The organism is Pseudomonas sp. HP_01 (genome assembly GCF_055284355.1).
The window spans coordinates 39,232-56,339 of sequence record NZ_JBTOPV010000021.1; the positions used below are offsets into that span (position 1 = coordinate 39,232).

Sequence of the window (17,108 nt, forward strand, 5' to 3'; positions counted from 1 at the left end):
ATGAAATCCATACGAGATCAGGCCGCGCATTTTCCCGAACTGGTGGGCTTTTATGCGCAGACCCAGCCGGACCGGATTGCCCTTCGACACATCGTCCACGAGGACCAGCCGCCGCTGCTGACCACTTACGCCCAGCTGGATGCCAGGGCGCGTTCGATTGCCGCCTGCCTGCAGCAGCATCTCGGTGCGCAGGGCGGCGAGCGGTGCGTGCTGATCCTGCCGACCGGCGCCGATTACGCGGCGGCGTTCCTCGGCTGTTTGTACGCCAAGGTCATCGCCGTGCCGGCCTTCGCCCCCGAATACAACCGGCAGACGCACCTTGACCGGCTGACCGGCATCCTCCACGACGCCGCGCCGCAGATGGTCCTCGGCCGTCGGGAAGACCTGGATAAATTTCAGCACCTGTTGCAGCCGTTCATGCCCGCGGGCGCACGTTTCGCGGCAGTCGAGGAGATCAGCGACGGCCACGCAGGGTTTCAGGCGCCGCTGATCGACACTGCCTCGCTGGCCTTCCTGCAATACACCTCGGGCTCCACCAGCGCACCGAAAGGCGTGATGGTCTCCCACGACAATCTCATGGCCAACGAAATCGCCATGGCCCGGCACTTCATTTCGGACCCCGCGTCGGAAAGCTGGGTCAGCTGGCTGCCGCTGTACCACGACATGGGCCTGATGTGCGGCCTGCTGTTGCCGCTGTACTACGGCGGCACGCTGACGCTGATGTCGCCGAACTATTTCCTTGGCCGGCCGGCGCGCTGGCTGGAAGCGATGAGTCAGTACGGCGGGACCTTCTCCGGCGGTCCGGATTTCGCCTATCGCCTGTGCGTCGAGCGGATCAAACCTGGCGCCGTCAAGGGCCTCGTGCTGGATCGCTGGAGCCTGGCGTTTTCCGGCTCCGAGCCGATCCGCATTGCCACCCTGGATGCCTTCAGCGACCACTTTGAGCCGGCCGGTTTCAACCGCCGCGCCCTGACCCCGAGCTACGGTCTGGCTGAAGCGACGCTGTATGTCAGCGCCGCCGAGCGCGACAGGCCGTTCGGCATCAAGCCTTTCGACGGCAGTCAACTGGCGGCCGGGGATGCCGCAGAGGCGATGTTCGCCAATCAGAATTCCAGCAGCCGTCTGCCAGGGTGCGGCTGGTGCCGGCCCGATCACGACCTGCGCATTGTCGATCCGGCGACGCTGCAGCCACTCGCGTCCGGCCACGTCGGCGAGATCTGGATTGCCGGACCGAGCGTCGCCCAGGGCTATTGGCAGAATGCCGAAGCCACCGCGCAGACCTTCGTCGAGGAAGACGGCCAGCGCTGGTTGCGCAGCGGCGATCTGGGCATTGCCAGCGACAACGAGCTGTTCATCACCGGTCGTTTGAAGGATTTGATCATCCTCAACGGCCAGAACCTGTACCCCCAGGACATCGAACAGGCGCTGGAGAAGAGCGTGGAGCTTCTGCGTCGCGGGCGCATCGCCGCCTTCCCGGTGACGGACGAGCAGGGCGTCGAAGGCGTCGGCCTGGCACTGGAAATCAGCCGCAACGTGCGCCGCCTGATGAAGCCGCCGATGATCTGCGATGCGGTACGCGACGCCGTGTCCGAGCTGTTTCTGGTGGCGCCGAAAGTCATCGTGCTGCTGGAGCCGGGCGCACTGCCGCGGACCACCAGCGGCAAGCTGCAACGTTCCGCCTGCCGCAGTGGCTGGCAGAACGGCAGCCTCGACAGTTTCGCGATCTGGCAGGACGGGCGTTTGCTCGATGCTGACAGCGCGGACGTCTCGGTTGAGGCTTCGCCTTTGCTGCCGGAAGTCCTGGCCGCGTGGCAGGAGGTCCTCGGCAAAAGCGACCTGAATGCCGCCGATCACTTCTTCGCCCGTGGCGGTGATTCGGTCGGCGTGGTGCAAGTGCTGTCGCGCCTGAACAGCGAGCTGGGCCTGAAGCTTGAGCCCGCGCACCTGTTCGAGCATCCGACCCTTGGCGCCTTCAACGCCCACGTCGCCGCGCACGTCTCCACCCACGGCCGCAGTGCCCAAGCCTCTGCGGGCGTGCCGCGCATTTCCCGTGACAGCGATCCCGAGCAATCCTTCGCCCAGCAACGCCTGTGGTTCCTCGCGCAACTGGAGCCGGACAGCAGCGCCTATCACCTGTGCGGCCAGTTGAGTCTCAACGGCGCGCTGGACGACGCCGCGCTGCAACGCAGCCTTGACGACCTGGCCGCCCGCCACGAAAGCCTGCGCACCACCTTCGCCATCGACGCCAACGAAAAGCTGGTGCAGCGAATCCACGCGCCAGGCCCGGTGCTGATCGAACGTCATTACCTGAGCGAGGACACCGATCCGCAGGCAGCGTTGGCCGAACTCGCCAAAGCGGCCGTCGAGCAGCCGATGGATCTGCAGAACGGCCCGCTGTGGCGCGTGCTCAACGTGCGACTGGCGCCGGATCGGCAGCAACTGGTGCTGGTCCTGCACCACATCATTGCCGACGGCTGGTCGGTGCAGGTCATGCTCAAGGAATTCGCTGCGCTGTACAGCGCCCATGCAAAGGGGGCACAACCGGCGTTGCCGCCACTGCCGGTTCAATACGCCGACTTCGCCGCCTGGCAGCGCGCGCGTCTGGCCGGTGGGGAAGGGCAGCGCCAACTGGCCTACTGGCGTGAGCAATTAGGTGATGCCCAGACCGTCTTGAACCTGCCGGCTGACCGCCCGCGTCCGGCGCAACAAAGCCATCGCGGCGCCCGTTACGCCATCGCCCTCGACCGCGGCTTGAGCCAGGGCCTGCGCGACCTCGCCAGCCATCACGGCGCGACCCTGTTCATGGTCATGCTCGCCGCCTACAAAACCCTGTTGCAGCGTTACAGCAGCCAGACTGACCTGCGCGTTGGTGTGCCGGTGGCGGGGCGTACCTGCACTGAATCCGAAGGGCTGATTGGCCTGTTCGTCAACACCCTGGTGCTGCGCAGCGAGGTGTCGCCGCGACAGCCGTTCAGCACGCTGATCGAGGCGGTTCGCCATACCGCGCTGGGTGCGCAACACCATCAGGACCTGCCATTCGAGCAACTGGTCGAAGCCCTCGGCGTATCGCGCAACCTCAGCCACAACCCGCTGTGCCAGGTGAAATTCACCCAGCAGTTTCCGCTGCCGCACAACGTTGAAATGGCCGGCGTGCGCATGGACGTCAACCAGCTCGACGACTACTCGGCGCATTTCGATTTAGGCCTCGACATCACCGACGACGCCGACGGCATTCAAGCGGTGTTCACCTATGCCTGCGACCTGTTCGACGAGCCGCGCATCGCCGGTCTCGCCGGTGACCTGCTGCGGATCTGCGCGCAAGTGGTGGCGCAACCTCAGGTGCGGCTGGCTGATCTGCAGATCGGCGCCGAACCTTCCTCCATCGCGGCGGAATCCGTGACGTTCCCGGCCACCGATGTCCTGAGCCTGTGGAATGCCAGCGTCAGCGCACAACCGAATCGTCTGGCCCTGCAAGACGAACAGCGCAGCGCCCGCTTTGCCGAGGTCGACGCCCAGGCCAATCAATTGGCACAGCACCTGCGCCAGGCCGGTGTGGGCGTGGAAAGCCGCGTCGGCATTCTGCTGGAGCGCTCGCTGGAGTTCGTCGTCGGCCTGCTGGCGGTGCTCAAGAGCGGCGCCGCGTTCGTGCCGATGGACCCGAAATGGCCCGCCGAACGTCAGGCGTTTGTGCTGGCCGACAGTGGCGCAAGCGCGTTGATCAGTGACGTGGCGGCGCCGGGTGACTTCCATGGCGACGTCATCAGCGTGGCGGCCGACGCTGCGTGGCGTTCGCTACCGGCGACAACACTAGATGTGCCCGTAAACGCCGATCAGGCCGCGTACCTGATCTACACCTCCGGCACCAGCGGCACGCCGAAAGGGGTGGTCATCAGCCACGGCGCCCTGGCCGATTACGTGCAGGGCTTGCTCGCACGGCTTGATCTGGCCCCCGAAGCGAGCATGGCGATGGTCTCCACCGTCGGCGCCGACCTGGGCCACACCGTGCTATTCGGCGCGCTGTGCTCGGCGCGTTCGCTGCACCTGATCAGCCCCGACCGTACCAATGACGCCGACCGTTTCGCCGCTTACATGGCCGAGCACAAGGTGGGGGTGCTGAAAATCGTACCGACCCATTTGAACGGCCTGTTGCAGGCGACGAATGCGGCCGATGTGCTGCCCGAACATGCGCTGATCCTTGGCGGCGATACGGTGCCGTGGGAGCTGGTGGCGCAGGTCAATCGCCTGAAGCCCGGTTGCCGGGTCATCAACCACTACGGCCCGACCGAAACCACCGTGGGCGTGCTGAGCAATGAGGCCTTTGGCGAGTCGACTGGCGACAGCGTGCCCGTCGGCCGCCCGCTGCCCAATGCCGTGGCGCTGATTCTCAACGACCAACTGCAACCGGTGGTGCAGGGCGACGTCGGCGAGCTGTACATCGGCGGGCCCGGACTGGCGCGCGGGTATCACCAGCGTCCGGCCATGACTGCTGCGGCGTTTATTCCGGACCCGAGGGGCAGCGGTGGGCGTCTCTACCGCAGTGGCGACCGCGCGCGCCTGCTGGCCAACGGGCAGATTCAGTTCCTCGGTCGTGCCGACGATCAGGTCAAGGTGCGCGGCTACCGCGTGGCCCTGGGTGAAATCGCCCAGCGGCTGCGCCAGCTTGACGGCCTGCGTGACGCCCATGTCCGTGTCGATGATCGCGGCCAATTGATCGCCCATGTACTAGTGATCAATGGCGCATCGGTAGACGGCGAGGCGCTGCGCACGCAACTGGCCCAGAGCCTGCCGGACTACATGGTCCCGAGCCACATCCTGACCCTCGATGCCTTCCCGCTGACGGCCAACGGCAAGCTCGACGCCAGCGCGCTGCCGTCGCCGACCACAACGTCCGAAGATTTCGAAGCGCCCCACGAAGGGGTCGAAGCTGCACTCGCCGCGCTCTGGCAGGCGGCGTTGAACGTTGAGGCGGTGGGCCGTCACGACAACTTCTTCACCCTCGGCGGCGACTCGATCCTCAGCCTGCAGATCATCGCCCGTGCCCGGCGTCAGGGCATTCGCCTGACGCCCAAGCAGCTGTTCGAAAAACAGACCATCGCCGAACTCGCTCAGGTCGCCACGGTGGCCGAAGCCAGGCCTGCTGCCGCGCCCGTCACGGCGGCCGTCGCACCCCGCGAGTTTGCCCTGACGCCGATTCAGGCGCGCTTTTTCAGCCTGCCGATCGCCCAGCGTCAGCACTGGAACCAGTCGCTGCTGCTCGACGCGCCCGAAGCGCTGGACACCGCGCGGTTGCAGCAGGCCATCGCGGCCGTGCTGGCGCACCACGACAGCCTGCGTCTGAGCTTCCACCAGAACGATGCGGGCCAGTGGCAGCAGCGTTACCGCGACAGCGAAAATGCCGAGCGCGTGCTGTGGACCTGCGAACTGAGCCGCGAAGACGACCTCGATTCACTGAGCGACGAAGCCCAGCGCAGCCTGAACATCGACACCGGTCCGCTGCTGCGCGTGGTCCATGCGCGCCTGCCGTCGGGTGAAGCGCGGTTGCTGCTGGCGATCCATCACCTTGCCGTGGACGGCGTCTCGTGGCGGGTATTGCTCGAAGACCTGCAACTGGCCTACCGCCAACTGGCGGCCGGCAACAGCGTGGCCCTGGCCGACAAAACCGCCAGCTTCCAGGCCTGGTCGCAGTCGTTGAGCAGCCTGGCGCGCAGCCCTGAGCTGCAGCACCAACTGCCCTACTGGCAAGCACTGAACGCCGCCGATGCCATCCTGCCCGGCGATGCGTCGGTGGAAAGCCGGGTCGGCGACAGCGAAACCCTGCACCTGAGCCTCGACGCGCTCAACACCCGTCGCCTGCTCAGCGAAGCCCCGGCGGCGTATCGCACGCGCATCGACGACCTGCTGCTGGCGGCGCTGTCCCAGGCGCTGTGGCAGTGGAGCGGCCGCCGTCGCCACGTCATCAGCCTCGAAGGCCATGGCCGCGAGGACGCCACTGGCGCCTTGGACCTGAGCCGCAGCGTCGGCTGGTTCACCAGCCTGTACCCGCTGGCGCTGGACGCAGCGGATGACGCGGTCGCCACCCTCAAGGCAGTCAAGGAAACCGTGCGCGCCGTGCCGGAAAAAGGCCTCGCCTATGGCGTACTGAAATACCTCGCCGGCGCAGAGTTGCCGGAGCTGATCGGGCAGGGCGTGACCTTTAACTACCTCGGCCGCTTCGACGACAGCGAGGGCGGGCTTTTCGCATTGTCGAGCCGCACGCCGAACAATCTGCGTGACCCCCAAGGGCCGCTGGCCAATGCGTTGGCGGTGGACGGTCAGGTGCGCGACGGCCAGTTGCAGCTGGACTGGACCTTCAGCCGCGAACGCTTCAGCCGCGACAGCATCAGGCAACTGGTCGCACTGTACGAAGCGCAGTTGCTGCAGCTGATCGCCCATTGCGGCGACGAAACCAATGCCGGCCTGACGCCGTCGGACTTCCCCCTGGCCGGCCTGAATCAGGCCCAGCTCGACGCGCTGGGCATCCCCGCGCGGGAGATCGAAGACATCCTGCCGCTGGCGCCGATGCAGCAGGGCATTTTGCTGCACAGCCTGCTGGAGCAGGGCAACGGCATCTACCTGATGCAGGACCAGTACGACGTCGGGGCCAACGTGGATTTCGACGCGTTCAAGTACGCCTGGCAGCAAGTGGTGCAGCGCCACCCGGCGTTGCGCACGGCGTTTCACGGCCTGGAAAGCGGCGTGCAGCGTCAGGTGGTGATGCGTCGCGTGCCGTCACCGGTGCAACTGATCGACCTCAGCCATCTGTCCCGCGATGCCGCCGAAGCCGAGCTTGATGACCTGCTGAACAGCGAGCGCGAACAGGGCTTCGATTTCGCCCGGGCGCCGCTGCTGCGCCTGCGCCTGATCAAGTTCGGCGAGGCGGATTTCCGCATCGTTCAGAGCCACCACCACGCCTTGATCGACGCCTGGTGCCGGGGCCTGATGCTCACCGAATTCTTCGCCCATTACCGCGCGTTTCTGGATGGGCGTCAGGTCAGCCTGCCGCCGGCGCGGCCGTACCGCGACTTCCTCGCCTGGCTCGCCGAGCAGGACGAAGCGATGAGCCGCGATTACTGGCGCAACGCATTGGCAGGCTTCACCGACGTTACGCCGCTGCCGTACCGCCACAGTCCTCAGGGTGACTCGCAGATGCGCGACGTGACCCTGGCGCTGGGCGTCGAGCAGACCGTAAAACTCGCCGAACAAGCCCGTCAGCATCGTCTGACCGCCAACACCTTCGTGCAGGCCGCCTGGGCCTTGTTGCTGATGCGCCATGCCGACCGCGACGAAGTGCTGTTCGGCGTCACCGTGGCCGGTCGTCCGACCGAACTGGAAGGCATCGAAGGCGCGCTGGGGCTGTTCATCAACACCTTGCCGCTGCGCATCCGCCGGCCGGGCATGGGCGCGTCGGCGCTGGACCTGCTGAATGCCTTGCAGGGGCAGAACGCCGACATGCGCCAGCACGAACACCTGTCCCTGGCCGACATTCAGCTGCTCGCCGACACCCCCCGCGGCCAGCCGCTGTTCGACAGCCTGTTTGTTTTCGAGAACGTTCCGTTGGGTGCCGAGGTGCAGCAGGCCGTGAACGAATACCGCATCAACCCGCTGGCCAACCGCACCCACACCAACTACCCGTTGACCGTGGTGCTGCTGCCCGGTGAATCCCTGCAACTGCAGTTGACCTACGACAGCCGGCACTTCAACGACGCCGACATGGGCACACTGGTCAGCCACTTCCGTCGTCTGCTCACGCAGTTGATCGACAACCCGCAGCAGACCCTGAGTCAGTTGCAGATTCTTGAGCACAATGAGCGCGAGCAGCTGCTGGCCCAGGGTCTCGGCCCGGTGCAACAGCATTGGTACGACATCAGCTACCTGGAGCGTTTCGAGGCGCGGGTGCTGGCCCATCCGGCCCAGGAAGTGGCCCGTTGTCAGGGGCAAAGCCTGAGCTACCGCGAACTCAATCGTCAGGCCAACTGCATCGGTCACGGCCTGATCGCAGCGGGCGTGCAGGGCGACGACGTAGTGGCGCTGTTCGCTCCGCGCGGCCTGCCGTCGTTGAGCATGATTGTCGGTGCGTTCAAGGCTGGTGCGGCCTATCTGGCGCTGGATGATCGTCATCCGGCCGGGCGCAGCGCGCGCATGCTGGTGAGCAGCGCTGCGCCGGTATTGCTGACGCCGCGGGAGTGTCTGCCCCAGGTCGAGGCGATTGTCACGCTGGCTGAACGCAAGCCCCGTGTGCTGGTGCTTGAGGACGTGCTGGCGGGCGCCGATCAGTCCGCCGACGAGAACCCGGGCCGCTACGCCACCGCCGAGCAACTGGCCTACGTCATCTACACCTCCGGTTCCACCGGCGAGCCGAAAGGGGTGATGGTCAATCAGCGCGGCATGCTCAACAACCAGATGTCCAAGCTGCCGTATCTGCGGCTGGGCGAGGGCGATGTCATTGCCCAGACCGCCGCCACCGGCTTCGACATTTCCGTCTGGCAATTCCTCACCGCGCCGCTGTTTGGCGGGCGCGTGGAGATCCTGCCGGACGCCGTGGTCCAGGACCCACAACGCCTGCTGGAGGAAGTCGCCGCCAATCAGGTCAGCGTGCTGGAATGCGTGCCGGCGGTGATCGACGCCATGCTCGCGGTCGCGCCCCAGCGGCTCGATGCCCTGCGCTGGCTGCTGCCGACCGGTGAAGCGCTGACCACCGACCTCGCCGCGCGCTGGTTTGCGCGCTACCCCGAGGTAACGTTGGTGAACGCCTACGGTCCGGCGGAGTGCGCCGACGATGTCGCGCTGCACACCCTGACCGCCGCGCCCGCCCTCAACGCCAACATGCCGATTGGCCGGCCCACCGACAACAACTGCCTGTATGTGCTGGATTCCAACCTGCAACTGGCCGCGCCCGGTGTGGTGGGCGAGCTGTACATCGGCGGTGTCGGTGTCGGCCGTGGCTACGCCGCGCGGCCAGGGCTGACCGCCGAGCGCTTCCTGCCCGATCCGTTTGGCGAAACCGGTGCGCGGCTGTACCGCAGCGGCGACCTGGCCCGCTGGAACGCCGACGGCGCGCTGGAATACGTCGGCCGTGCGGACTTCCAGGTGAAGATCCGCGGCCAGCGCATCGAACTGGGCGAAATCGAAAACCTGCTGTTGGCGCAACCCTCTGTGCACGACGCCGTGGTCAGCGCACAACCGACGCCCCATGGCCCGCAACTGGTGGCCTATGTGGTCGCCGAGGCCCGGCAGGCGCTGTCCAGCGACGTGCTGAAAAGCGCGCTGGCGCAGACCCTGCCGGCGTTCATGGTGCCGGCCCACGTCGTCGTGCTGGCCCAGATGCCGCGCAACGCCAACGGCAAGCTCGACCGCAAGGCCCTGCCGGCGCCGAGCCTTGAGGAGCGCGTATTTGAAGCGCCTCAAGGCGAACGTGAGGAAGTCCTCGCCGAGCTCTGGCAGAGCCTGCTCAAGGTTGAGCAGGTCGGTCGTCACGACAACTTCTTCGAACTCGGTGGCCATTCGTTGCTGGCGACGCGGCTGCTGTCGCGCATTCGCGAGCGCCTCGGGGTGAGCATCCCGCTGGCCCAGGCTTTCGAAGCCACCACCGTCGCTGCCCAGGCGGCGCTGATCGACACCTTGCAGGGGCAGACCCTGACACTCGACCGGCTCGATGCCCTGGACGAGTTAATGAATGAGCTGGAGGAAAGCAACTGATGTCGCAACCGAGCATGACTTCCCGGAGCAAACTCCTGGCGCTGGCCACGCGTTTCCTCAGCCTTGGCAGCGCTCAGCGTCGGGTGTTTTTGAACAAGCTGCGCGAGCAGGGCCTCGATGCGTCGTCGCTGCCGGTGCCGCCGGGCGTGGCGGGCGAGCGCAGCCCGGCGTCGTTTTCCCAGCAGCGGCTGTGGTTTCTGGAGCAACTGGAACCGGGCAACAGCACCTACCACCTGCCGGGTGCCTTGCGCCTGAAGGGCGCGCTGGATGTTGGGGCCGTGCAAACGGCGTTCGAGCGCGTGGCCGAGCGTCATGCCAGCCTGCGCACGGTGTTTGCCACCGCTGAGGACGGCACGCCGGAGCAAGTGATTCAACCTGGTCAACCGCTGCCATTCGAGCGTCTGCATGCGGCGGACGAAGGCGAAGTGCAGTCCTTGGCTGATGCCTTCGCCCGCCGCCCGTTCGACCTGGCCCAGGGCCCGCTGTGGCGCGTGGCGTTGATCGAGCGCGGCTCGGATGAGCACGTTTTGCTGGTCTGCCTGCACCACATCATCGCCGACGGTTGGTCGATTCAAGTCCTGCTGCTGGACTTCGTCGAGGCTTATCGCGCTGCCCTTCAAAACGATACTGACTCACTGCCACCGCTGCCTTTGAGCTACGCCGACGTCGCCCTGTGGCAGCGCGCCTGCCTGGACGCGGGCGAGGGTGATCGGCAACTCGCCTACTGGCAGCAACAACTGGGCGACGAGCCGCCGGTGCTGGAACTGCCGGCGGACCGTCCACGCCCGGCGCGCCAGAGTTTCCGTGGCGCGCGCCTGACGTTCAGCTTCGACGCGGCGCTGTCCGGGCGCATGCGTGAACTGGCCCGGCAGCGCGGCGTGACGCTGTTTACCGTCCTGCTCGCGGCCTATCAAGTGCTGTTGCAGCGGATGAGCGGGCAGACCGATCTGCGCATCGGTGTACCCATTGCCGGCCGTCAGCGTGCCGAGACCGAAGGCCTGATTGGCTTCTTCGTCAACACCCAGATTCTGCGGGGCGATGTGCAGGCCGACGCCAGTTTCAACCAGATCATCGACAGCGTTCGCCTGGCGTCCCAAGGCGCCCAGGCCCATCAGGACCTGCCGTTCGAGCAACTGGTGGACGCCCTGGCGCCGGAACGCAGCCTCAGCCACAACCCGCTGTTTCAGGTGCTCTACAACCATCAGCAACGCCAGGACGAAGCGCTGCAACTGATGCCCGGTCTCAACGCCACGCTGATGCCCCTGGACAACGGCAGCGCGCAATTCGACCTGGCGCTGCACACCTGGGAAAACGCGGCGGGGGAACTGGCGGGGAACTGGAATTACGCCACGGATCTGTTTGATCACGGCAGCATCGAGCGCTTGCATGGGCGTTTTGAACAGTTGTTTGCCGAGTTGCTGGAGCGGCCGGATATTGCGATTGGCGACTTCGAGCTGCTGGATGTTGAGGACCGCGCGCAACTGGCGCTGGTCAATGACACGGCGCGGGAGTGGTCTGATACCGAGCCGTTTGTGCATCGGCATTTTGAGCGGCTGGCCCAGGTACATCCCGAGTGGGAGGCTGTGCGCTTTGGCGATGAGGTGTTGAGTTATCGCGAGCTGGATCAGCGTGCGAATCAATTGGCCCATTACCTGCGAGAGCAGGGCGTCAGCCGGGAATCGCTGGTGGGCGTGGCGGCGTTGCGTTCGGTGGAAATGGTGGTTGCGTTGTATGGGGTGTTGAAGGCGGGCGGGGCGTACGTGCCGCTGGATCCTGAGTATCCGGCGGATCGTCTGCGTTACATGCTGGAAGATGCAGGGATTGGTTTGCTGCTTAGCCACGATGCCGTGGTCAATGACCTGCCGATTGTTGAAGGCCTGCGGGTGCTGAATCTGGATCATCTGGCGCTGGCGGATTACCCCGTCACAGCGCCTATGGTTGATCTGCACCCCGAGCAGCTGGCCTACATGATTTACACCTCCGGTTCGACCGGCAAACCCAAAGGCGCCGGCAACACCCACGCGGCGCTGTTCAACCGACTGGCGTGGATGCAGGACGCTTATGGGCTGGACGCTTCCGACGCCGTGCTGCAAAAAACGCCGTTCAGTTTTGACGTGTCGGTCTGGGAGTTTTTCTGGCCATTGATGGTGGGTGCACGCTTGGTCGTTGCTCAACCGGGGGATCACCGCGATCCGCTGTTGTTGAAGACACTGATCGAACAACAGCAGATCACGACGCTGCACTTCGTCCCGTCGATGCTCGGTGCCTTCATGGCACAGGACGATCTCACTGGCTGCGCTTCCCTGAAACGCATCGTCTGCAGTGGCGAAGCGTTGCCCGCCGATCTCGCCAGGGAAACCTTGCAGCGCCTGCCGAATGCAGGCCTGTTCAATCTTTACGGCCCGACCGAAGCGGCCATCGACGTGACTCACTGGACTTGCGTTGATGAGCCGGGCGTTTCCGTGCCAATCGGCGCCCCAATCAGCAATCTGCAGATCCACATCCTCGACAGCCGCCTCAACCCGCAGCCCGTCGGCGTGCCGGGCGAGCTGTACATCGGCGGCGACGGCCTCGCGCGTGGTTATCACCTGCGTCCGGCCCTCACTGCCGAGCGCTTCGTTGCCAGTCCGTTCGGCAGTGGCGAGCGGCTGTATCGCACCGGTGATCTGGCGCGCTGGCGTGCCGACGGCGTGGTGGAATACCTCGGCCGTCTCGATCACCAGATCAAACTGCGCGGCCTGCGGGTTGAGATCGGGGAGATCGAAGCGGCGCTGCTGGATCACCCGGCGGTGAGCGAAGCGGTGGTCATTGCCCGTGAACTCAGCACTGGCCTGCAGCTGGTGGGCTATCTGGTTGCCGACGATTTCGACGAAGAACACCTGCGCACCCAGCTGAAACAACGCCTGCCGGATTACATGGTTCCGGCCCACTTCGTCACTCTGGAAAAGCTGCCGCTGTCGGCCAACGGCAAGCTCGACCGCAAGGCGCTGCCAGACCCACAGATCCAGCAGCGCGCTTTCGAAGCACCGCTGGCCGGGGTCGAAACCCAGCTGGCGGCGTTGTGGCAAGACCTGCTCGGCGTCGCGCAAATCGGTCGCCAGGACAACTTCTTTGCCCTCGGCGGCGACTCGATCCTCAGCCTGCAAATCATCTCCCGCGCCCGCAAGGCCGGCATCGTGCTGTCGCCCCGGCAGATGTTCGAGCGCCAGACCATCGCCGAACTGGCCCAGGTCGCGCAGGTGGTCAGTCAGGGTGCGCCCGCGGTCCAGAGCATCGAGCTGAACCGCGACATCCCGCTGACCCCGATTCAGCACTGGTTCTTCCAGCAACCGATGAAGAACCGCAGCCACTGGAACCAGTCGCTGTTGTTGAACCCGAGCGAAGCCTTGGACCTGCCGGCGCTGACTCAGGCCCTTCACGCCTTGCTAAATCATCACGACGCCCTGCGGATGCGCTTTGTGCAGCAAGACAGCGGCCAGTGGCAGCAACGCTATCGTGCAGAGCTTTCTACGGACGAGCCGACCCAAAACGGCCTGATCTGGCAGCGCACCACCCGCCTGAATGAGCTGACCACAGCCTGCGACGAAGCCCAGGCCAGCCTCGATCTGCGAGACGGCCCGCTGCTGCGCGCCGTGCATTTCACCCTGGCCGACGGCGGCGAACGTCTGCTGCTGGTGGTGCATCACCTGGTCGTCGACGGCGTGTCGTGGCGCGTCCTGCTGGAGGACCTGCAAAACGCCTACACCCAGGCGCAAGCGGGCCTCACCGTCGACCTCGGCGACAAAATCGCGTCGTTCCAGCGCTGGGCCAACCGCTTGCTGGATTTCGCCTACAGCGACGCCGTGCTGGCCGAAGCCGATTACTGGCGCAGCCTGCCGTCCGCACCTGCGTTGCCTTGCGCCCATCCACAGGGCGAAGCGCGACAAGGCAACGTGCGTCAACTGCACCTGCAACTGGACGCCGCGCGCACCGAGAAACTGATCAGCGAGGCGCCGGCGGCGTACCGCACGCAGATCAACGACCTGCTGCTGACCGCACTGGTCCGCGCGATGAAGCGCTGGAGCGGCGAATCCCAGGCGATGATCGCCCTGGAAGGGCACGGCCGCGAAGACCTGTTCGACGGCGTTGACCCGGCGCGCACCATCGGCTGGTTCACCAGCCTGTACCCGGTCAGCCTGCATGCCCACGACGACCTCGACGCCGCGCTTAAACACACCAAGGAAACCCTGCGCGCCGTGCCTAATGGCGGCCTGGGTTATGGCCTGTTGCGCCATCTGCGCGGCGAAGCCTTGCCGGCGCTGGACGGCTGCGTGCTGTTCAACTACATGGGGCGGCTGCAAAACAGCAGCGGGCTATGGCGCCTGGCCGAGGAGGGCAGCGGTGCCCAGCGCGCCGCCGATGCGCCGCTCGATGGCGAGCTGTCCATTGATGCGCAGATCCGTGACGGCCAGTTCAGCCTGACCTGCAGCTTCAGCGGGGAACGGCATGAGGCGTCGTCGATTCAACGGCTGCTTGATGCCTACGGCGAAGCGCTGGACGAAGTGATCGAACACTGCCGCCATCACTCTGCGGTCACCCCGTCGGACTTCCCGGCACTGACTCAGAACCAGTCGCTGACTCAGGCCCAACTCGACGCACTGCCGGTTCCCGCCCGCGAGATCGAACAGCTGTACCCGCTGACGCCGATGCAGCAAGGCCTGCTCTTCCACACCGAGCTGAGCGGCAGCGAGATCGCCGATCAGGGCAGCGCGCGGGATCTGTACATCAATCAGGTGGCGCTGGACATCGAACACCTGCCGGTGACCCGATTCAAATCGGCGTGGGCGGCAGCGGTGCAGCGGCATCCGATCCTGCGTGCGGCCTTCTTGCGCGTCTCCGGCAGCGAACAGCCGGTGCAACTGATCCGTCGCGATGCCGCTCTGGTTGTGCGTGAACTGGACCTGCGTGAATTGCAGTTGGGCGTCAGCGATAAGGCACTGGCCGACGTATTGGCGGCCGAGCGGGAAACTCCATTCGACATCCACGCCGCGCCGCTGATGCGCGTGCTGCTGGTTCGCCAGAGCGAGACGCTGTGGAAACTGGTCTGGACCTTCCACCACATTCTGCTGGACGGCTGGAGCAGTGCGGCGGTGCTGGGCGAAGTGATTCAGGCGGCAATGTCCGACGCCACGCCGCAGCCCGCCGGGCATTACGGCGACTACGTGGAGTGGCTGCTGAGCCGCGACGCCGAGGGCAGCCAGACCTTCTGGCAGACCCATCTGGCCGGTTTCGACCAGCCAACGATGATGGCGGCAGCGCTGACCGCGCCGACCTCCAGCACGGGCGAGCCGTTGCCGAACCAGGTGCGGGTTATTTCGATGGACCTCAACAGCGAGCTGCTGAACAGTGCCGCTCGCCGTCAGTGCGTGACCGTCAACACGCTGATTCAAGCTGTGTGGGTGTTGCTGTTGCAGCGCTACACCGGGCAGCAACGGGTGGCATTCGGCGCCACCGTGTCCGGCCGCTCCGCGCAAGTGCCGGGCATCGAACGCATGCTCGGGCTGTTCATCAACACCCTGCCGCTGGTGCAGGCGCCCGAGGCGCAGCAGAAAGTCGGCGACTGGCTGAACGAGCTGCAAGCGCACAACCTGGAGTTGCGCGAGCATGAGCACACGCCGCTGTTCGAGGCCCAACGCTACGCCGGCCACGCCGGCCACGATCTGTTCGACAGCCTGCTGGTGTTCGAGAACTACCCGGTGGACGCGGTGCTGCGGGGCAAGCAGGCCAACGGCGTCAACCTGGGGTCCGTTGAACTCAGCGACAAGACCCACTATCCGCTGAGCCTGGCGGTGGTGGCGGGCGAGCAGGCGCACGTTCACGTCAACTACCACAGCAACGTGTTCAGCGCCGAACAGATCACGCGTCTGTGCGGGCATTTTCAGGCGCTATTGGAAGGCCTCTGCCGCTTCCCCGAGGCGCGCATCGGTGAGCTGTCGATGCTCACCGAAGGCGACATCGACGCCATGCACGCCTGGAACACGCCGTCGTTCTCTCCCTACGTGGATCGGCCGATCCATGAGCTGATCGCCGACCACGCGCGCATCCGTCCCGACGCCATTGCGCTGGTCCATGGCGAACAGCGCCTGACCTTTGCCGAGTTCGACCGTCTTGCCAATCAACTGGCCCACGCCTTGCGCGCCCGGGGCATTGGCACTGAGGTACGCGTGGCAATCGCGATGGAGCGCGGGATCGATCTGTGGCTGGCGTTTTATGCCGTATTGAAATCCGGCGGCGCCTACATCCCGCTCGACCCGGATTACCCGACCGAGCGCCTGCGTTACATGCTGGAAGACGGCGGCGTGAAGTTGCTGATCAGCCACGATGCGGCGCTGGGTCGCGTGCCCGTCGGTGATGTGCCGTTGCTGAACATCGACGAACTGGATTGCTCGTCCGAGCCAGTGACGGCACCCGATGTGGTGATCCACCCGCAGCAACTGGCCTATCTGATTTACACCTCGGGCTCCACCGGCAAGCCAAAAGGTGCAGCCATCGCCCACGCCGATATCTCGATGCACATCCAGACCATCGGCGAGCGCTACCGCTTTACCCCGGAAGACTGCAAATTCCACTTTCTCTCGATCAGCTTCGACGGCGCCCACGAAGGCTGGATGATGCCGCTGTGTTACGGCGCTCGCGTCGTGTTGCGCGATCAGGAACTGTGGAGCGTTGAACAGACCTACGACACGCTGATTCGCGAAGGCATCACCGTGGCCTCGTTCCCGCCGAGCTACCTGCGTCAGCTGTCCGACTGGGCCGGCGTGCAGGGCAAGGGACCGGGGGTGAAAACCTACTGCTTCGCCGGTGAAGCCTTCAGTCGCGAGATGCTCCACGACGTGATTCGCAATTTGCAGCCGCTGTGGATCATCAACGGCTATGGCCCGACCGAAACCGTGGTCACGCCGACGCTGTGGCTGGCCTCCGCTGAAACCGCCGATTTCACTACCGCCTACGCGCCGATTGGTGATCTGGTGGGGGATCGTCAGGGCTACGTGATGGACGCGGATTTGAACCCGCTGCCCCAGGGCATTGCCGGCGAGCTGTACTTGGGTGGCGCGGTGGCCAGGGGTTATCTGGACCGTCCGGGCGCAACCGCCGAGCGTTTCCTGCCTCATCCATTCCGCGCCGGTGAGCGCCTCTACCGCAGTGGCGACCGCGTGCGCCTCAACAGCAAAGGGCTGCTGGAATACCTCGGCCGTATCGACCATCAGATCAAGATTCGTGGCTTCCGCATCGAAGCGGGCGAAATTGAAGCGGCACTGAAAGCCTGCGAAGGCGTGCGTGAAGCCCTGGTGGTTGTCCGTGACAGCGCGAACGGAAAGGTCCTGCTGGGTTAT

The 17,108-nt window shown here is 65.5% G+C and carries 2 protein-coding genes (1 of these 2 running past the window's edge); both read left to right on the plus strand.

What is annotated here, in order from left to right:
* On the plus strand, positions 1 to 9,735 hold the full coding sequence (locus tag ACYAR8_RS13280; protein ID WP_463580124.1) for an amino acid adenylation domain-containing protein: 9,735 nt from the start codon (positions 1 to 3) through the stop codon (positions 9,733 to 9,735).
* Positions 9,735 to 17,108 carry the beginning of a non-ribosomal peptide synthase/polyketide synthase gene (locus ACYAR8_RS13285; RefSeq protein WP_463580125.1) on the plus strand. Its footprint extends 8,847 nt past the window's final position, so 7,374 of the gene's 16,221 nt are visible here — the first part of the coding sequence; it begins with the start codon at positions 9,735 to 9,737; its stop codon lies beyond the right edge, outside the window. The genes ACYAR8_RS13280 and ACYAR8_RS13285 overlap by 1 nt, the downstream gene beginning before the upstream one ends.

Excerpts from the sequence above, each read along its gene's own strand:
- ACYAR8_RS13280 (WP_463580124.1), top strand. The coding sequence starts at position 1 with ATGAAATCCATACGAGATCAGGCCGCGCATTTTCCCGAACTGGTGGGC.